This window comes from Lentzea californiensis, from assembly GCF_024648825.1.
GTDB lineage: Bacteria > Actinomycetota > Actinomycetes > Mycobacteriales > Pseudonocardiaceae > Lentzea > Lentzea californiensis.
This window is the reverse complement of sequence record NZ_JANBBE010000005.1, coordinates 26333-45411: the sequence shown is the minus strand read 5'-3', so window position 1 is coordinate 45411 and position 19079 is coordinate 26333. Positions and strand designations below refer to the sequence as shown.

The 19079-nt window shown below is 70.8% G+C and carries 13 protein-coding genes and 2 pseudogenes; 13 read left to right on the top strand and 2 right to left on the bottom strand.

The window, feature by feature from the left end:
• Positions 1-34 precede the first annotated feature (34 nt).
• Both LX88_RS19740 and LX88_RS19735 read right to left on the bottom strand, forming a co-directional pair.
• Complete coding sequence (locus LX88_RS19740) at positions 35-2512, bottom strand: FtsX-like permease family protein (RefSeq protein ID WP_258949251.1); 2478 nt, start codon at positions 2510-2512, stop codon at positions 35-37.
• A 79-nt stretch (positions 2513-2591) separates the two neighbouring features.
• Entirely contained in the window at positions 2592-3323 is a 732-nt protein-coding gene (locus LX88_RS19735; protein ID WP_258949250.1) for an ABC transporter ATP-binding protein, read from the bottom strand.
• 234 nt (positions 3324-3557) lie between these two features.
• On the opposite strand from LX88_RS19735, the gene LX88_RS19730 reads away from it, so the two are divergent.
• The 13 genes and pseudogenes from LX88_RS19730 to LX88_RS19670 all read left to right on the top strand — a co-directional run bounded on the left by LX88_RS19730 (position 3558) and on the right by LX88_RS19670 (position 18883).
• The gene (locus LX88_RS19730) at positions 3558-4934 is read left to right on the top strand and encodes a serine hydrolase domain-containing protein (protein WP_258949249.1); all 1377 of its coding nucleotides are present in this window, start codon (positions 3558-3560) and stop codon (positions 4932-4934) included.
• Complete coding sequence (locus tag LX88_RS19725; RefSeq protein WP_258949248.1) at positions 4931-5782, top strand: serine hydrolase; 852 nt, start codon at positions 4931-4933, stop codon at positions 5780-5782. The genes LX88_RS19730 and LX88_RS19725 overlap by 4 nt, the downstream gene beginning before the upstream one ends.
• Complete coding sequence (locus LX88_RS19720) at positions 5779-7347, top strand: ABC transporter substrate-binding protein (protein WP_258949247.1); 1569 nt, start codon at positions 5779-5781, stop codon at positions 7345-7347. Before LX88_RS19725 ends, LX88_RS19720 begins: the two co-directional genes overlap by 4 nt.
• Positions 7344-8294: an ABC transporter permease gene (locus tag LX88_RS19715; protein ID WP_258949246.1), complete on the top strand. Its 951-nt coding sequence runs from the start codon at positions 7344-7346 to the stop codon at positions 8292-8294. The genes LX88_RS19720 and LX88_RS19715 overlap by 4 nt, the downstream gene beginning before the upstream one ends.
• A gap of 34 nt (positions 8295-8328) precedes the next feature.
• The gene (locus LX88_RS19710; protein WP_258949245.1) at positions 8329-10155 is read left to right on the top strand and encodes a dipeptide/oligopeptide/nickel ABC transporter permease/ATP-binding protein; all 1827 of its coding nucleotides are present in this window, start codon (positions 8329-8331) and stop codon (positions 10153-10155) included.
• Positions 10152-10847 (top strand): annotated as a pseudogene (locus LX88_RS19705) (ABC transporter ATP-binding protein); the annotation flags it as partial. The gene LX88_RS19710 and the pseudogene LX88_RS19705, both read left to right, overlap by 4 nt.
• An 8-nt stretch (positions 10848-10855) precedes the next feature.
• Complete coding sequence (locus tag LX88_RS19700; protein WP_258949244.1) at positions 10856-11887, top strand: dipeptidase; 1032 nt, start codon at positions 10856-10858, stop codon at positions 11885-11887.
• On the top strand, positions 11884-15108 hold the full coding sequence (locus tag LX88_RS19695) for a serine hydrolase (protein ID WP_258949243.1): 3225 nt from the start codon (positions 11884-11886) through the stop codon (positions 15106-15108). Before LX88_RS19700 ends, LX88_RS19695 begins: the two co-directional genes overlap by 4 nt.
• Positions 15108-16172: a M20 family metallopeptidase gene (locus LX88_RS19690; RefSeq protein WP_258949242.1), complete on the top strand. Its 1065-nt coding sequence runs from the start codon at positions 15108-15110 to the stop codon at positions 16170-16172. Before LX88_RS19695 ends, LX88_RS19690 begins: the two co-directional genes overlap by 1 nt.
• Complete coding sequence (locus LX88_RS19685) at positions 16169-16969, top strand: GNAT family N-acetyltransferase (protein ID WP_258949241.1); 801 nt, start codon at positions 16169-16171, stop codon at positions 16967-16969. The genes LX88_RS19690 and LX88_RS19685 overlap by 4 nt, the downstream gene beginning before the upstream one ends.
• On the top strand, positions 16966-18066 hold the full coding sequence (gene menC / locus LX88_RS19680) for an o-succinylbenzoate synthase (RefSeq protein WP_258949240.1): 1101 nt from the start codon (positions 16966-16968) through the stop codon (positions 18064-18066). The genes LX88_RS19685 and menC overlap by 4 nt, the downstream gene beginning before the upstream one ends.
• 237 nt (positions 18067-18303) lie before the next feature.
• Positions 18304-18467, top strand: a pseudogene (locus LX88_RS19675) (lysine 2,3-aminomutase); the annotation flags it as partial.
• Between the two features lie 26 nt (positions 18468-18493).
• Positions 18494-18883: a hypothetical protein gene (locus LX88_RS19670; protein ID WP_258949239.1), complete on the top strand. Its 390-nt coding sequence runs from the start codon at positions 18494-18496 to the stop codon at positions 18881-18883.
• Positions 18884-19079 lie beyond the last annotated feature (196 nt).

Below are 19079 nucleotides of genomic sequence, written 5' to 3'. Positions count from 1 at the left end.
AAAGGCCACCCGGTCCGGGTGGCCTTTCTCGCGTTCACTCGCGGCTGCCGATCGTGTCGATGGGTTTGGCACGCAGCGACAACCGGGTGGACACCGCGATCGACACCAGGCCGAGCAGCGCGGCACCGGCGAGCGCGCCCAGGTAGACGAGGATCGACCCGGCGGGCAGCGGGCTGCCGGTGAGGCCGAACGCGAGCATCGCCAGCGGCACCGCCGCGACCAGCGACCCCAGCACGGCGGCCAGTCCGACCGTCAGCAGCGCTTCGGTGCGCATCATCCGGACGATCTGGCGGCGCCCGGTGCCGACCAGCCGCAGCAGGGCGAACTCGCGGCGGCGGGCGGCCGTGGACATCACCAGCGTGTTCGACACGGAGATCGCGACGTAGCCGAGGATCACGCCGACCGCGACCAGGTTGAGCAGGAACTGGGTCCGCTCGGCGCTCCGGTCCTGCGCCGCCACCCGTTCGGTCACCTGCAACCCCGGATAGCGGCTGGTCAGGCCGTTGAGGGCGGTGACGTCCGCGCCCTTCACGAGCACGGCGCTGTCCATGCCGGCCCTGGTGTGGGCACGGGCGTCGGCGGCGGACAGCACGTAGTCGCCGAACGCGAGGTCGTGCTCGTAGGTCGCGACGACCTTGAGCTTCGCCTGCTGGCCGTCCGCGAACCAGAACTCGACCATGTCGCCGATGCCCTTGTCCTCCCAGGAGGCGTGCGCGTCGCTCAACGCGACCGTGCCCGTCCGGAGGTCGTCGAGGCTGCCGGACACGACGCCGAGGTCGACCATGCCGCTCGCGGTGGAGTCGAGGCCGTTGGCGGGACGGCTCTGCACCTCGACGCCGTCCCCGGTCCTGCTCGCGGTGATCACCTGGGTGCGCACCAGCGACGTGGCCGTCCCGCCCTGGACCTGCCGGACGACCTCGGCGGGCACGCCCGTGACACCGGTGATCACGTGGTCGGCGGTGATCGACCGCTCGGTCTGCTGCTGCACGGCGGCCGTGAGGGTCGTCTGGCTGTAGTAGTTGACCACCGCGAACCCGATGGCGAGCATCAGCGGCGTCACCGCGGCCGCGAGCCTGCGAGAGTTCTTCAGCACGTTCGCCGAAGCCAGGTAACCGCTCACGCCGGACGACCTGGCCAGCGCCGGCGCGATCACCCGGACCGCCGCCCCGATCACCCTCGGCCCGGTGAGCGCCAGCCCGATGATCAGCACGAGTGCCGCCGACACCGCGAGCGCCGCGCCGATCTGCCCGCCGATGAACAGCGGCACCGCGGTCGCGCCGAGCCCGAGCGCGGTCAGCACCCACCCGATGGCGAGCCGGACCTTGCCGACGTCCCGCTTCTGCACCGCGGCCTCGCCCAGCGCCTCGACCGGGTTGATCGACGACGGCCTGCGCGACGCGCTCCAGGCCGCGACCCGCGCGGCGCCCACCCCGATCAGCAGGGCCGCGACCAGCGGAACCGGGCTGATCGAGAGGGCGAAGTCGTCCGGCACCACGCCGATCTGCGCGAACGCGGCGCGCAGCCCCTGGCTGACCCCGATGCCGAGCAGGCTGCCGATCACGCCGGCGACCACCGAGACGACCGTGGTCTCGACGCCGATGAGCTTGCGGATCTGCCGCGGCGTCGCGCCCACGGCCCGCAGCAGGGCGAACTCGCGACGGCGTTGCTCGACGGTGAGGGCGAGGGTGCTGGCCACGACGAAGATCGCGACCAGGACCGCGTACCCGCCGAAGGAGGCGGCCAGGATCGCGAGGATCGACTTGGTCTGGCTGACGTCGTCGAACTCGGCGGCGCTGCGGTCGGCGCCGGACGACACCGTGACGTGGTCGTCCGCGAGGACCTTCTCGACCTGCCGGGCGTCGGCACCGAGCACGCCGATGGCGCTCACCTGCCCGGAGCGTCCGAACAGCGCGGACGCCTCGGTCTCGCTGAAGAACACCGAGGCCTGGCGCGCTGCTCCGGCCGCCTCGGCGACTCCGGCCACGCGGTAGGTCTCGGGGACCGAGCGGGTCATGATCCGGACCTCGCCGCCCACGCCGAGGCCCGCCTCGGCGGCCAGCCCCGAGTCCAGGACCACCTCGCCCTGCTTCGGAGCGTTCCCCGCCTTCAGCGTGAACGGCGCGAGCACGGCGGAGTCCCAGTTGTGACCGTACGACCTGCTCGCGAGCGGCTGTCCGTCCTGCCCGACCACCACGGCGGGGAACGTCTGCTCGGGAACGGCCCGCGCACCCGGCACCGCGGCGATCTTGGTGACCAGCGCCGCGGGAATGGAGGGCTGCTCGGCGGCGTGTTCGAACGCCATGACGTCGCCACCGGGCGGCCGCACGGTCCGGTCACCGGTGACGACCACGTCGGCGGCCGCGTAACGCTGGGTCGGCACGCCGCCGCGCAGGCCCGACTCCATCAGGATCCCGCAGGCCGCGACGAGCGCGGTGCCGCACAGGATCGCCACGAACGCTCCGATGAACCCGCTGGTGCGGGCCTTCACGGTCTGCCAGGCGAGGCTCAGCACCGCCGATCACTCCCTGCGAACTTCCATGCGATCACCAGCGCGAAGGCCAGCAACTCGGCGGTCAGGACCTGTCCCACGCTCACCACTCCCCCAGGTGCGTCATGCGCTCGGCGACCCGCTCCGGAGTCGGACCGGCCAGTTCACCCGCGAGCCGTCCGTCCGCCAGGAACAGCACGCTGTGCGCGGCCGAAGCGGCGACCGGGTCGTGCGTGACCATCAGCACCGTCTGCCCCATGTCGTCCACAATGGACCGGAGCAGCGTCAGCACCTGGTGCGCGGTCCTGGAGTCCAGCGCGCCGGTCGGTTCGTCGGCCAGCACCACCTCGGGCCGGGCCACCAGCGCACGGGCGATCGCGACGCGTTGCTGCTGGCCGCCGGACAGTTCGGACGGCAGCCGGTCGAGCCGTCCGTCGAGACCGACCCTGCCGACGACCTCGTGCAGCCAGCCCCGGTCCGCCGTACGTCCGGCGAGGCGCAGCGGCAGGGTGACGTTCTGCTCGACGGTCAGCGACGGCAACAGGTTGTAGGCCTGGAAGACGAACCCGATCCGGTCGCGCCGCACCCGCGTCAGCGCGGCCTCCTTCAGACCGCCGAGGTCGGTGTCGCCGAGCAGCACGCGCCCGGACGTCGGCCGGTCCATGCCCGACGCGCAGTGCAGGAAGGTGCTCTTGCCCGAGCCGGACGGTCCCATCACGGCGGTGAACGTGCCCCGCCGGATGCCGACGGTGACCTCGTCCAGCGCGGTGACGGCACCACCCCCGGAGCCGTACACCTTCCGCACCGCCTGCAGCGACAGCGCGTCTGCACTCATCACGTTCTCCTTGGCTCGCAACGACTTCTGAGCAAGAAGGTAGTTCTGCGAGGTGGCGCGGAACGATCACGCAGACTGCCCGGACCGGGGTGGAGCAGGCTCTACCACCGGGTGGGTTCGTCGGCGCGGACAGATCGGGGAGGCCAGATTCGTCGGCTGCGACGAGGTGGCCGTGAGGGCGCCGAACCTAGCGTGGGCGGTGACCGGAGTCACGTCGACCTGGATGGGGCGCGGATGTCCAAGCTCAACGAGATCAACGACTGGCTGCAGGAGAACCTGCCGAGACTGGTGGCCGAGCACGGCGTGCCGGGGGCCGCTGTCGCCGTCACCGTCGGCGACGACGTGGCCGAGGCGGCGGCGGGGGTGCTCAACAAGAACACCGGTGTCGAGACGACGACCGACTCGCTGTTCCAGATCGGGTCGATCACCAAGGTCTGGACGACGACGCTCGCGATGCAGCTGGTCGACGAGGACCTGCTGGACCTCGACGCGCCCGTGCGGGACTACCTGCCCGAGTTCAAGATCGCCGACGAGGAGGCCGCCGCGCGGATCACGGTGCGGCAGCTGATGAACCACACGTCGGGCTTCGAAGGTGATCTCTTCACCGACACCGGCCGCGGTGACGACTGCGTGGAGAAGTACGTCGCCACGTTGCACGACACTCCCCAGCTCTTCGCGCCCGGTGAGATGTTCAGCTACAACAACGCGGGCTACTGCGTGCTCGGCCGGATCGTGGAGGTCGTGCGCGGCAAGTCCTACGACGACTGCCTGCGCGAGCACCTGTTCGCCCCGCTCGGCCTGACCCACGCCGCCGCGGACGCCTACGAGGCGATCCTGTACCGCGCCGCCGCCGGGCACCTCACCCACGACGAGGCCGCCGGGCCGCAGACGGCGCCGGTCTGGGCCCTGGTGCGGTCGAACGCCCCGGCCGGCTCGATGCTCGCGATGAGCCCTCGCGACCTGCTGAAGTTCGCGCGGATGCACATGAACGACGGCGCCGGGGTGCTGTCACCGGAGAGCGCCGCGGCCATGCGGCAGGTCCAGGTGCAGGTGCCCGACCTGGCGTTGATGGGCGACGCCTGGGGGCTGGGCTGGGAGCTGTTCCACTACCCGCGGGCGACGGTCATCGGGCACGACGGCGGCACGATCGGGCAGAACGCCTTCCTGCGCCTGGTTCCCGAGCACGGCGTCGCCGTCGCGTTGCTGACCAACGGCGGCAAGACGATCGACCTGTACCAGGCGATCTTCCGGCACGTGCTGCGCGAGCTCACCGGCGTCGAGCTCCCCGCGATGCCCGAACCGGTCGCGGAACCCCCGCGCGTCGACGGCGAGCGGTTCACCGGCGTGTACGTGTCGGCGGTCAGCGAGCGCGTGGTCACCCAGGACGAGGACGGCCGGATCTGGATGGAGGTCGTCCCGAAGGGGATCATGGCCGAGCTGAGCCCCGAGTCCGCCGGCAGGACCGAACTGGTGCCGTGGCGCGACGACACCCTCGTCGCCGCCGAGCCCGTCATGGGCATCCACATGCCGCACGCGTTCGTCGGTGACGACGGCAACGGGCGGGCGCTGTTCCTGCACACCGGCCGCGCGGACCGCCGGGTCGTCCGGTGATCGCGGAGGCCTTCACCGAAGCGGGCGTGGAGGGGTTCGTCCACGCCCGTGAGATCGGGGTGGACGGCCCGGAGGCCGGGCACGGCGCGGACGAGCAGGTCGTGCTGGCGTCGGTGTTCAAGATCCCGGTCGCCGTGGCCTACGCGGCCGAGGTGGCGGCGGGACGGCTCGACGAGACGGCACGGACGCGCGTCACGCCCCGCTACCGCATCGGTGGGATCGGCACGGCCGGATGTCGTGACGACGTCGAGATGAGCTGGCGCGACCTGGCCCTGTTCATGATGACCATGAGCGACAACGCCGCGACCGACGTCGTCTTCCACCGCGTCGGGCAGGCCGCCGTCGACGCCGTGGTGGCCGGGTTGCCGCGGACCCGGATCCTGGGCTGCTGCGAGGACCTCTTCGCCTCGGTGGTCGCGGACCTCGGCACCGAGGACGTCGAGGAGGCCATGACGGATCCCGCCGTGGTTCCCAAGCTGTCCATCGTGGATCCCGAGCGCACGACCTCCTCGACACCGAGGGAGATCACGGCGTTGCTCGACTCGATCTGGACCGATCGCGCCGCCGCACCCGAGGCGTGCGAACGGGTCCGGGCGATCATGGCCCAGCAGATCTGGCCGCACCGGCTCTCGTCGGGCTTCCCCGCCGACGTCCTGGTCGCCGCCAAGACGGGCACGCTGCCGAGCGTCCGCAACGAGGCCGGCGTCGTCACCTACCCGGACGGCCGCAGCTACGCCGTCGCGGTGTTCACCCGCTCGCAGTCGCTCGACCTGCGCAACCCCAGTGCCGACGCGGTGATCGGCCGCGCCGGACGCCTCGCCGTCGACCAGCTCCGGAGGACGTCATGAAGCGCGCGGTAGCCCTGCTCGCGGCCGTTGCCCTGGCCGGATGCGGAACGTCGGCGAACTCCGGCAGCCAGAACCTGGCCGAGGGCAGGACGTTCACGATGTCGGTCGGTGCCGATCCCGGCTCGCTCGATCCCGCTCTGACCGTTCTGTCGGTGGCACGGCAGGTCGGGCGGTTCCTCTACGGCAGGCTGATCGAGCGCACGTCCAGCGGCGAGATCGTGGCCGGTCTCGCCGAGAAGTGGGACGCCACCGTCACGACGGCGACTTTCACGCTGCGCCAGGGCATCACGTGCGCCGACGGTGCGCCGCTGACCGCCGCGGACGTCGCCGCGAACATCACCTTCGTCGGCGACCCCAAGAACAACTCGCCGCTGGCCGGGCTCCAGGTCGCCCCCGGCACGACGGCCACGGCGGACGAGGCCACCCGCACCGTCACGGTGACGAGCGGCGCGCCCGACGCGTTCCTGCTGACCAACGTCGGCACGCTGCCGATCGTGTGCGCCAAGGGCCTGAGCGACCGCGCCTTGCTCACCAAGGGCGAGCAGGGCACCGGCATGTTCACTGTCTCCGAGATCGTGCCCAACGACCACTACACCCTGTTGCGGCGCAAGGACTTCGCGTGGGGCCCCGGCGACTGGGAGAAGGACCAGCAGGGCCTGCCGGAGAAGATCGTCGTCCGGGTGATCGCGAACGAGACGACCGCCGTGAACCTGCTGCTGTCCGGTCAGCTCACCGCCGCGACCGTGGCCGGGCCTGACCAGGAACGCCTGTTCGGCCAGAAACTCGACCACGTCGACACCGCGACCCCGCTGGGAACGTTGTGGTTCAACCAGGCAGCCGGTCACCCCGGCCAAGATTCCGCCGTCCGGCGCGCACTGGTCCAGGGGCTCGACCTCGCCCAGGTCGGCAAGGTGCTGACCAACGGCAAGGGCAGGCCGTCCAAGAGCCTGGTGACCGTGGAACCCCGTCCGTGCAGCACTGACAACGTCGGGCCGCACCTGCCCGCGTTCGACAGGACGGCCGCCGCCGGTGCGCTGGACTCGGCGGGGTGGCGTGCCGGGCCGGACGGCGTGCGGTCGAAGGACGGCACACCGCTGTCGGTCAAGCTGCTCCAGCCGACCGTCCTCGGCCCGACGCTGACCTCGGCAGCCGAGCTGATCCAGCAGGCGTGGCAGGCGATCGGCGTGCGGGTGGAGATCCAGCCCGTCGACGCCGCGGGCGCCAACCAGACGTTGTTCGGCACCGGCGCGTGGGACGTGTCGATGGCGCCGGTGACGTTGTCGCTGCCGAGCCAGCTCGTTCCGTTCGCATCCGGCCCGGTGCCGCCGCAGGGCGTGAACTTCGCCCACATCGCCAACGCGGAGTTCGCCGCGGAGTCGAAGCAGGCCGCGTCGCTGGCCGGTGCGCAGGGATGCGAGCACTGGGGCAAGGCCGAGTCCGCCCTGGTTCGCGAAGCCGGCCTGGTGCCGTACTTCGACGCCGTCGTGCCGACGTTCGTCAAGGGTGCGCGGTTCACCATCAGCGACAGCATCGACCCGGCCTCGATCCGGATGCTCGCGTCATGACCACTGGCTGGGTCCCGTTCGCGCGGCGGCGGGCGCTGCGCTTCCTGACCTCGCTGTGGGTGCTGGTGACCGCGGCCTTCCTGATGATCCACCTGATCCCGGGCGACCCGGTCCGCGAGTCGCTGGGCCTGACCGCACCACCGGACCTCGTCGCCGCCCGCCGCGCCGCACTGGGCCTCGACGACCCGTTGCCCGTGCAGTACTGGCACTACCTGAGCGGCCTGTTCCGCGGCGAGTTCGGCACGTCGCTGATCAGCGGCACCCCGGTGGGGTCGCTGATCGGTGACCGCCTGCCCGCCACGGTGCAGCTGGCGGTGCTCGCCTTCCTGGTGGTCGTCGCCGTGGCGGTGCCGGTGGGCGTCGTGATGGCCGTCCTGACGAAGGGCGGCCGCCGGCGCGGCGGCGAGCTGGCGTTCACGTCGACGAGCGTGGTGCTGGCCGCGATCCCGGAGTTCCTGCTCGCCGTGGGACTCGTGAGCCTGCTCGCCGTGCAGCTCAACCTGTTCCCGGTGGCGGGCAACGACGCCGCCGGCTCGTGGGTGCTGCCGGTGCTGGCCCTGGCGATCGGACCGGCGGCGGTGCTCGCCCGCATCGTGCGGGTGGAGCTGCTTTCCGTGCTGGGCAACGACTACGTGCGAACCGCACGGGCCAAACGCCTGCCGTCACGGCTGGTGTACGTGCGGCACGCGCTGCCCAACGCCGTCACAGCCACGCTGACGCTGGGCGGCATGATGCTCGCCGCCCTCGTCGCGGGGACCGTGCTGGTGGAGAACGTGTTCGCGTGGCCTGGACTCGGGTCGACCATCGTCGGCTCGATCCAGCAGAAGGACTACCCGGCCGTGCAGGGCATCGTGCTGGTGTACGGGGCCGGGGTGCTGCTGGTGAACCTCGTGGTGGACGTGGTGCTGGCGATGCTCGATCCGCGTTCGACGATCAGGGAGGCGTGATGCGCCCCGCACCACCGACGTCCGGGGAGGCGGCATGCGTCGCCTGACCGTCCTCCGCTCCCCCGTCGGCGCCGCCTCCGCCGTCCTGCTCACCGTCCTCCTCGCGCTGGCGATCCTCGCCCCGGTCCTCTGGGGCGACCGGGCCGCCGCCATCGACACCGACGCGCTGCAGCAGGGCCCGTCCGCGGACCACCTGCTGGGCACCGACCAGCTCGGCCGCGACATCTTCTTCCGGGTGCTGGTGGCCACGCGGCTCACGATCGGCCTCGCGCTGCTGGCGACGGTGATCGGTGTCGTCACAGGGCTGGTCCTCGGCTCCGTGCCCTCGGTGCTGCCGAGGTGGGCGGCGCGGATCGTCATCTCCGGGGTGAACATCGCCGTCGCGTTCCCAGGGCTGTTGCTGGCGCTGTTCTTCGCCGTCATCTTCGGCACCGGGACGATCGGAGCGGTGCTGGCCATCGCGTTCGCGATCACGCCGTCGTTCGCGCGCCTCACCCAGACGCTGACGGCCTCGGTGAGCGGACGTGACTTCATCGCGGCCGCGCGGGTGTGCGGGGTGGGCCGGTTCCGGCTGCTGACCCGGCACGTCCTGCCCAACATCGCCGAGCCGCTCGTCATCAACGCCACCCTGGCGGCGGGGTCGGCGCTGACCGCGTTCGCCGGGCTGTCGTTCCTCGGCATCGGCGTGCAGGCACCCTCCTACGACTGGGGGCGGCTGCTCGGCGAAGGCCTCAACCGCATCTACATCTCCCCCGCTCCCGCACTGGGGCCGGCGATCGCGGTGGTGCTCGCGGGGCTGGCGTTCAACCTGTTCGGCGAGGCCGCAGCGGCAGGTCACCGGCAGCGGTCGCACCGCGCCACGGCCGTGCCGGCGACAACGTCGAGTGCACCGGACGACGGCGGGTTGTTGACCGTGCGGAACCTCCACGTGTCCTTCCCCGGCGGCATCACGCCGGTGCGCGGTGTGTCGTTCACCGTCCACAACGGAGAGATGATCGGCGTGGTCGGCGAGTCCGGCTCCGGCAAGAGCCTCACCGCGCTGGCCGTGTCGCGCCTCGTCGAGCACCCCGGCACCGTCACCGCGGACGCGCTGGAGTTCGGCGGAAAGCCGCTCGACCGGACTCCGGACCGGGAGCTGGGCACGCGGCTCGCGATGGTGTTCCAGGACCCGACGACGTCGTTCAACCCGACCAAGCGCATCGGCCGGCAGCTCTCCGAGGTGTCCGAGGTCCACCAGGGACTCGGCCGCGTGGCCGCGGCGCGCAAGGCCGTCGACCGGCTCGGCGCCGTGCGGATCCCGGAGCCGGAGCGCCGGGCGAAGCAGTACCCGCACGAGTTCTCGGGCGGCATGCGGCAGCGGGCGATGATCGCGATGGGGCTGATGGGCGAACCGCAGCTGGTCATCGCCGACGAACCCACCACCGCGCTCGACGTCACGGTGCAGCGCGAGGTGCTCAAGCTGCTCGCCACGATCAGGGAGGACCGCAGTGCCGCGGTGTTGCTCATCAGTCACGACATCACCGTCGTGGCGCAGACCTGCGATCGCGTGCTCGTGATGTACGCGGGCCGCATCGTCGAGGAACTGCCCACCGACGAGCTCTTCACGGCCGCACGGCACCCGTACACGACGGCGTTGCTGAAGGCGGTGCCCGACCTCGACACGGACCGCGGCGCGCCACTCGCCGTCATCCCCGGCCGGCCACCCGAGCCCGGTGAGATCGGTCGCGGGTGCCCGTTCGCGCCGCGGTGCCCGCTCGCCGACGACCAGTGCCGCACCGAGGAACCCGAGCTCACGGACTTCGGGCCGGACCACCGGGTCGCGTGCTGGAAGTCGGAGACCGAACTGGCGGGTGTGCGATGAGCGAACTCGTCTTCACCAACGTCACCGTCCGCTTCGGCCACCACACGGCCGTCGACGACGTCAGCCTCACCGTGCCGGCGGGACAGGTCGTGGGCCTCGTCGGCGAGTCGGGGTCGGGCAAGTCGACGCTCGCCGCCACCGCGGTCGGCCTCCGCAAGCCGACGGAGGGCCACATCAGGGCGGACGGCAAGGTCCAGATGGTGTTCCAGGACCCGTACTCGTCGCTCGACCCGCGGATGAGCATCGGCAACTCGATCGCCGAGGCCATGCCGCGGGGCACCGACAAGAAGGCCGAGGTCGCGCGGCTGCTCGAACTGGTGCACCTCGACCCCGGCCGTGCCTCGGCACTGCCGGCGAGGCTCTCCGGCGGGCAACGGCAACGGGTCGCGCTCGCCAGGGCGCTGGCCGGACGCCCCAGGGTCGTCATCGCCGACGAGATCACGTCCGCGCTCGACGTGTCCGTGCAGGGCGCCGTGCTGAACCTGGTGCGGGACCTGCAGCGGCAGCTCGGCCTGTCCATGCTGTTCATCTCGCACAACCTCGCCGTCGTGCGGTACGTGAGCGACCGCATCGCGGTGATGAAAGCGGGCAGGATCGTGGAGGAGGGCCCGGCCGGGGAGGTGCTCGAAGACCCACAGCACGAGTACACGCGCGAGCTGCTCGCAGCCGCGCCCCGACGGCACACGAGGCTGGAGGCTTCATGATCGACGATCTGCACGGGCGCAGCGTCGTCGCGGACACCCACAACGACCTGCTGGACGCCATCGTCCACCGCCCGGTCGAGCGGTGGGTGCCGCACTTCCGCGAACGGTGGCTGCCCCAGCTCCAGCAGGGCGGGGTGAACCTGCAGGTCCTGCCGGTGTTCGTCGACGACCTGTTCCGGCCGGAAGGCGCGCTCAGGCAGACGCTGCGGATGGTCGAGGCGGCGCACCGCATCGCCGAGGCGAGCCCGGAGACCAGGCTCTGCCTCGACGGCACCGACATCGACCAGGCGCTGGCCGCCGGCCAGATCGCGCTCGTGCTCGCGCTGGAGAGCGCACCGGGCGTCGGCGAGGACGTGGAACTCCTGGAGACCCTGTACCGGCTGGGCGTGCGGATCGCGTCCCTCGCCCACTTCGGCCGCACCGCGCTGGCCGACGGCAGCGGCGAGGACGCCACCGGCAGCAGGCTGACCAGGGCCGGAGTCGCCGCGCACGCCGAGATGGAACGCCTCGGCATGATCTTCGACGTCAGCCACCTGAGCGCGGCGGGCGTCGACCACGTCCTGGAGCTCTCGTCGCGTCCGGTGATGGCGACGCACTCGTCGGCACGGGCGCTGCGCGACCACCACCGCAACCTCACCGATGAACAACTGCGGGGCATCGCCGACAACGGCGGCGTGGTGTGCGTGAACTTCTTCGCGCCGTTCCTGCACGAGTCCGACTTCACGATCGACCGCCTGGTCGACCACGTCGAGCACATCGCGGGCGTCATGGGGGTGCGCCACGTCGGCCTCGGCCCGGACTTCGTCAAGGAGGTCCTCGAGGACGTCACGCCGCCGTGCTGCGAGGCGCAGTTCATCGAGGGCGTCCCGACCGACCGGTTCCTGCCAGGGTTGGAGGGACCTGCGGGACTGCCGCTGGTGACCGAGGCACTGCAGAAGAGGGGCTGGCCGGAAGAGGACGTCGTGCGAGTCCTCGGCCTGAACGTGCTCGACCTGTTCCGTTCCGAACTGAGGGGACCCGCATCGTGACCACCATCGAGGACCTGTACGGCCACGCGTTGCCGGAGCAGCCCGCCATCTCGCCCGACGGGTCCGAGGTCGTCTACGTCCTGCGCACCACCGACCGCGAGAACGACCGCGACGAACGGGCGCTGTGGCGGATCACGAACGGCACGGCGAAGCAGCTCACCAGGGGCAGGGCCGACACGTCACCGGCGTGGTCACCGGACGGCGCCAGGATCGCGTTCCTGCGCGCCCAGGACGGCCCGGGCCAGGTCTGGCTGCTGGACGGCGAGCCGGAGCAGCTCACGACGCTTCCGCTCGGCGCGGGCGCCCCGGTCTGGAGCGCCGACGGCACGAAGCTGGCGTTCTCGGCGCCCGTGGACATCGCGGACGCCACCGCGCCGATCGTCACGAGCCGTCTCGACCACAAGTCCGACGGAGCCGGCTACCTGCGCAGCGTCCGCGCCCACCTGCACGTCCTGGATCTGGAGACCCGCGAGGTCCGCCAGCTGACGAGCGGCGACTGGCACGCGAGCGCACCCGCGTGGTCCCCGGACGGCACGAAGCTCGCCTTCACGGCGGCCCGCGACGCGGACGCCGACCTGACCTTCCGCGTGCCGGTGCACGTCGTCGACGTCGCCGGCACCTCGGAGCCGAAGATCGCCGGCCTCGCCGAGGGGCAGGCCGCGACGGTCACGTGGACCGAGGCCGGGTTGCTCGTGACCGGCCGCACCACCGCGGACGCCGGGCATCTCGACCTCCTGCACCTGCCGCCGGACGGCGAGGTGCGCACCCTGTCCGCGTCGCTCGACCGCAACGTCATGCCCGGCATGGCGGGCTACCCCGGCGGGCTGCCCGCCCTGCACGGGAGCACCGTGCTGTTCTGCGCCCGCGACCGGGGCTGCACCCAGCTCTACGCCGTGGACCTGGAGTCCGGCGACGTGCCGCGCCTGGTGCTGGGCGGGGATTCCCGCGTCGTGGCAGGGCTTTCCGTCGCCGGCGACACCGCGGCCGTCGTGCTGAGCACGCCCACGTCGTTCGGCGAGGTCGCCACCGTCGACCTGACCACCGGCGAGGTCACCGTCCACACCGGACACAACACGACCGAGCTGTTCGTCCGCGAGGAACGCGAGTTCACGATCTCCGACGGCACGGTCGTGCACGGCTGGCTGGTCCGCGCCCCGGAGAACACCGGCCCGTCGCCGCTGCTGCTCGACATCCACGGCGGTCCGCACAACGCGTGGAACGGCACCGCCGACCCGGTCCACCTCTACCACCAGGTCCTGGCGCGGCAGGGCTGGGCGGTGCTGCTCCTCAACCCGCGCGGCAGCGACGGCTACGGCGAGGCCTTCTACAAGGCCGCGCTCGGTGCATGGGGCAAGTCCGACGCCAAGGACTTCCTGGAGCCGATCGACCAGCTGGTGGCCGAGGGGCTCGCCGATCCGGCGAAGCTCGCCGTCACCGGCTACAGCTACGGCGGTTACATGACCTGCTACCTGACCAGCCGCGACAGCAGGTTCGCCGCCGCCGTCGCGGGCGGTGTCGTCAGCGACCTGACCAGCATGGCGGGCACCTCCGACGGCGGCCACTACCTGACCGAGCTGGAACTGGGCGGCGCGGGCGACCACGTCACCGAGCTCTCCCCGCTGACGCACGTGGCCGACGTCCGCACGCCCACCCTGGTCTACCAGGGCGCCGCCGACGACCGGTGCCCCGTCGGCCAGGCCGAGCAGTGGTTCACCGCGTTGCGCCGCAACGGCGTGCCGGCCGAGCTGGTGCTCTACCCGGACGAGTCGCACCTGTTCATCCTCAGCGGCAAGCCGTCGCACCGCGAGGACTTCAACCGCCGCGTCGTCGACTGGGTGCGCGAGCACGCCGAGAACCGCAAGCCGCTCGACCAGAAGCACTGGCAGCGCAGGCTTTCCGCACTCGCGAAGAAGCACGGCCTGCCCGGTGCCGCGCTCGGCGTCCTGTACAAGGGCGAGACGCTCCTGGCGCACCACGGCGTGCTGAACCTGTCGACCGGGGTCGAGGTCACCGACGACACGATCTTCCAGATCGGTTCCATGGGCAAGGTGTTCACGACGACCGTCGTGATGCGGCTCGTCGACGAGGGCCTGCTCGACCTCGACGCCCCGATCGTCGACGTGCTGCCCGAGCTGAAGCTCTCCGACCCGGTGGTCGAGCAGAAGGTGACCATGCGGCACCTCCTCACGCACACCAGCGGCATCGACGGTGACAACTTCACCGACACCGGCCGCGGCGACGAGTGCTTGGAGCGCTACACCGAACTGCTCGCCGACGCGGCCCAGAACCACCCGCTCGGCGCGACGTTCTCCTACAGCAACGCCGGTTTCGTCCTCGCCGGGCGCGTGATCGAGAAGCTCACCGGCAAGACGTGGGACGTCGCGATGCGGGAGAAGCTCTTCGCCCCGCTCGGACTCACCCGCACCGGCACGCTGCCGGAGGAGGCGCTGCTGCACCGCGCCGCCGTCGGCCACGTCACCAAGGACGAGAAGCTCGAACCGGCGCCGGTGTGGATGCTGCCGCGCTCGGTCGGCCCGGCCGGCACGATCTTCGGCAGCACCGAGGACGTGCTCAGGTTCGCGGCGATGCACCTCAACGGCGGCAAGGCGCAGGACGGCACGCAGGTGTTGTCGGAGGCGTCGGCGACCGCGATGACCGAGAAGCAGACCGACGTGCCCGACCCGGAGGCGCTGGGCGACTCGTGGGGCATCGGCTGGATCCGGTTCGGCTGGGACGGGCAGCGGCTGATCGGCCACGACGGCAACACCATCGGGCAGTCCGCGTTCCTGCGCATCCTTCCCGGGCACGACCTGGCGGTCACGTTGCTGACCAACGGCGACACCGCCCGCGAGGTGTACCTGGAGCTGTACAAGGAGATCTTCGCCGAGCTGGCGGACCTCGACATGCCGATGCCGCGAGTGCCGGCCGCCGACCCGCCTGCCGTGGACAACGCGCTCTACCTCGGCAGGTACGAGCGGGCCTCCATGATCCTCGACATCGTCGAGGGGGAGAACGGGCTGCAGCTGGACGTGACGCCCACCGGTCCGATGGCGGACATGTTCCCCAAGCCTCCCGCGGTCGATCTGGTCCCGGCCGGCGACGGCCGTTTCCTCTACCTGTGGCCGGACTCGAAGAGCTGGTCCTCCCTGGTGTTCTACTCGCTGCCCACCGGGGAGCAGTACGTGCACATGGGTGTCCGCGCCACCCCGAAGGCGTCCTGATGAACCTGCTGAACGACATCGAGCGGCTCGTGTCCTGCGAGTCGCCGTCCACCGATCTGGCGGCGGTGGCCCGCAGCGCCGAGGTCACCGCCGAGGTGGGTGCCGCACTGCTCGGCTCGGAGCCGGAACGGATCGTGCTCGACGGCCGCACCCACCTGCGGTGGCGGCTGGGTCCGGGACCGCGCAAGGTGTTGCTGCTCGGCCACCACGACACGGTGTGGCCGATCGGGACGCTGCAACGGATTCCGTTCAGCGTGCAGGACGGCGTGCTGCGCGGGCCCGGCTGCTTCGACATGAAGACCGGCGTCGTGATGATCTTCCACGCGGTCGCGTCGCTGGGTTCTTCCGACGGCGTCACGGTTCTCATCACCGGCGACGAGGAGATCGGCTCGCCGTCGTCGCGCGGCCTGATCGAGACCGAGGCGGTGCAGCACGCGGCCGTCCTCGTCTGCGAGGGTTCGGCGGACGGCGGCGCGCTGAAGACCGAGCGCAAGGGCACGTCGATGTACGAGGTGACGCTGCACGGCCGCGCCGCGCACGCCGGGCTGGAACCCGAACGCGGTGTGAACGCCACGATCGAGGCAGCGCACCAGATCCTGGCGGTCTCGCAGCTGGCCGACGCCGCTACCGGCACCACCGTGGTGCCGACCGTGCTCTCCTCCGGCACGACGACGAACACCGTTCCCGCGCAAGGGAAGTTCATGGTCGACGTGCGCGTGCGGAACCTCGCCGAGCAGCTCCGGGTCGACGAGGACATGAAGGCGCTGCGGCCCGTGCTCGACGGTGCGAAGGTCGAGGTCGACGGCGGGCCGAACCGCCCGCCGATGGAACTGTCCGCGTCTTCGGCGTTGTTCGAGCTGGCCTCGAGGCTCCTCCCGGGCATCACGCAGGCCGCGGTCGGCGGCGCGTCCGACGGCAACTTCACGGCGGGAGCAGGGATTCCGACGCTCGACGGGCTCGGCGCCGTCGGTGGCGGGGCGCACGCCGAGCACGAGCACGTGCTGGTGTCGGAGCTCGAGCCGCGCACCCTGCTGCTCGCGGCCCTGATGAGGGAGCTGACATGACGCTGGTAGCGCAGAACGTCGTCGTCCGGCCGCTCACCGAGTTCGCCGAACTCGTTGCCACCCAACGGCTCTACGAGTCAATTTGGCGGTCGAACGGCAACACTCCCCCGGTCACCGCCGAGCTGCTGCGGGCGATGACCAAGGCGGGCAGCTACGTCGCGGGCGCGTTCGACGGTGCCGACCTGATCGGCGCGTGCATCGGTTTCTGCTCGCCGCCGGACGCGGGCACCCTGCACAGCCACATCGCCGGGGTGGCGGCGCACGCGCGAGGACGCAACGTCGGCTACGCGTTGAAGCTGCACCAACGGACGTGGGCGCTGGAGCAGGGGTTGCGCGAGGTCACCTGGACGTTCGACCCGCTGGTGCGCCGCAACGCCCACTTCAACCTCAGCAAGCTCGGCGCGGACGCGACCGAGTACCTGCCGGACTTCTACGGCCTGATGCACGACGACATCAACGCCGGCGGCGAGAGCGACAGGTTGCTGGTCAGCTGGCGGGTCGAGTCCCCGGAGGCCGTCGCCGCCTGCGCCGGTCGGCCGAAGGTCGTCAGCGCCAGGGGTGCGGTCGCCCTGGGGATCTCCGACGGCGGGCTGCCCGTGCGGGGCACGTGCACGGGCTCCACCGTGCTGGTCGCCGTACCAGCGGACATCGAGGCGCTGCGGGTCACGAACCCGGCCGCGGCCACCGAGTGGCGTCACGCCGTGCGGGAGGTGCTCGGCGGGCTGCTCGCGAGCGGTGCCCGCGTCACCGGGTTCGACAGGTCAGGTTGGTACGTAGTGGACAGGAGCAGTTCGTGAAGCTGGACGGGGTGGAGATCCGCTGGATCGAGATGCCGCTGAAGTCGCCGTTCCGCACCTCGTTCGGCACGCAGACCGTGCGGCAGTTGCTGCTCCTGCGCGCCGTCACGGACGTGGGCGAGGGCTGGGGCGAGTGCGTCGCGATGGCCGACCCGGTGTACTCGACCGAGTACATGGAGGGCTGCGCGGACGTGTTGCGGCGGTTCCTGGTCCCGGCGTTGACCGGGCCGATCGACGGCATCTCGGTGGCCCCTCGGGTGGCGAGGTTCCGTGGACACCGGATGGCCAAGGCAGCGCTGGAGATGGCCGTACTGGACGCCGAACTGCGTGCGCGCGGGGTGTCGTTCGGCCGTGAGCTGGGCGCGGTCCGCGATCGCGTGCCGTGCGGCGTGTCGGTCGGGATCATGAACTCCATCCCGGAACTGCTGGACGCGGTCGGCGGGTACGTCGACGAGGGCTACGCGCGGATCAAGCTCAAGATCGAACCAGGCTGGGACGTCGAACCCGTGCGAGCCGTGCGTGAACGGTTCGCGGACGTCTTGCTCCAGGTAGACGCGAACACCGCCTACACACTCGGCGACGCCCGCCACCTCGCGAAGCTCGACCCGTTCGACCTGCTGCTGATCGAACAGCCGCTGGACGAGGAGGAACTGCTCGCGCACGCCGAACTCGCCAAGGTCGTGCAGACGCCGATCTGCCTGGACGAGTCGATCACCTCGGCGTCGTCGGCCGCCGACGCGATCAAGCTGGGCGCCTGCCAGATCGTCAACATCAAGCCCGGCAGGGTCGGTGGCTATCTGGAGGCGCGGCGCATCCACGACGTCTGCGCGGCGCACGGAATCGCGGTGTGGTGCGGCGGAATGCTGGAGACCGGCATCGGACGCGCCGCGAACGTGGCACTGGCGGCGTTGCCCGGCTGCACGCTGCCCGGCGACACCTCGGCGTCGGACCGCTACTACCAGATGGACATCACCGAGCCGTTCGTGCTCGACGACGGGCACTTGAGCGTGCCGACCGGTCCGGGCCTGGGTGTGACGCCGTTGCCGGACGCCCTGGACGCGGTCACGGTGAAGACGGAGTGGATTCCTATGACATAAGCGCCGCACTGACCTGCAGAAATGCAACTCTTGCAGGTCAGTGCGGCTCCGTTCAGACTCGTTGAGGAACGTACTGGCACGTTCAGCGCATGGTTCTGCTCCCTCTTGCTCCCAGAACTTGCTCCCAGTACGTCCACTTCAGCTTTTGGGTCACACAGCTCCGGAAGCCAAGCGGGCAATGAGTCGACGGCCCCTTGTTCGCAGCCCTCGAGCCCGCGCAGGATCAATATCCTGAACATGTGCGACATGATCCCCAACGCGGAACATTGGAGGGTGTCCGTCCGGGAAGCCCAAGAACTTCAGCACGCGATCAGGGCTACCTGCCTGGGTACGCGACGCCTCGCATCGTCTGCGACGTGCCGTACGTGGGCAAGCGGTGGGTCCACCAGCTCGCCGAATATGGTCCAGCGACAAGATTGGTGAGTGCATGAAGTTCTCCGGCTTGCGCCCGCTGGCGCACGCGTCGAACCTGATCGACGTGACCCTCGACGGGGTGGGCGACGTCGACCTGCGCAACGACGCCCACATCGAGGAAATCCGGTTCGTGCCCGGCCCAGAGCACATGACGATCGTTGTGTGCTTCGGGTTCGACGACGCCGCCCGCGGCACGGTCGTACTGGAGTTCCTCGAGGTGGAGCTGACCGAGCTCGAGCCGTACCTGGCCACGGGGGTCGATCCGAAATACGGGTACGCGTTGCTGCATGGCATCGACCACTGGTTCGACCCGGAGCAGGAGCGGGAGGGTTTCTCCTTGTCCTGCACCGTGTTCGAGTTCAGCTTCTACGCGGTCGAGCTGCGGGCGACGGTCGTCGGCTGAGCCTTTGTGCTCATCACTTGTGCTCCCAGACTGCTCCCGATTTGCGCGAACGCTCGGGCACCCGGAGCCACCTGACCAGCCTGAACACCCTGATGCGCCAGTAGACTCCGATCGTTGAACACTTAATGGATTCCTATGACATAAACGCCGCACTGACCTGCGGAACATAGCTGTTGCAGGTCATGCAGCTCCGGAA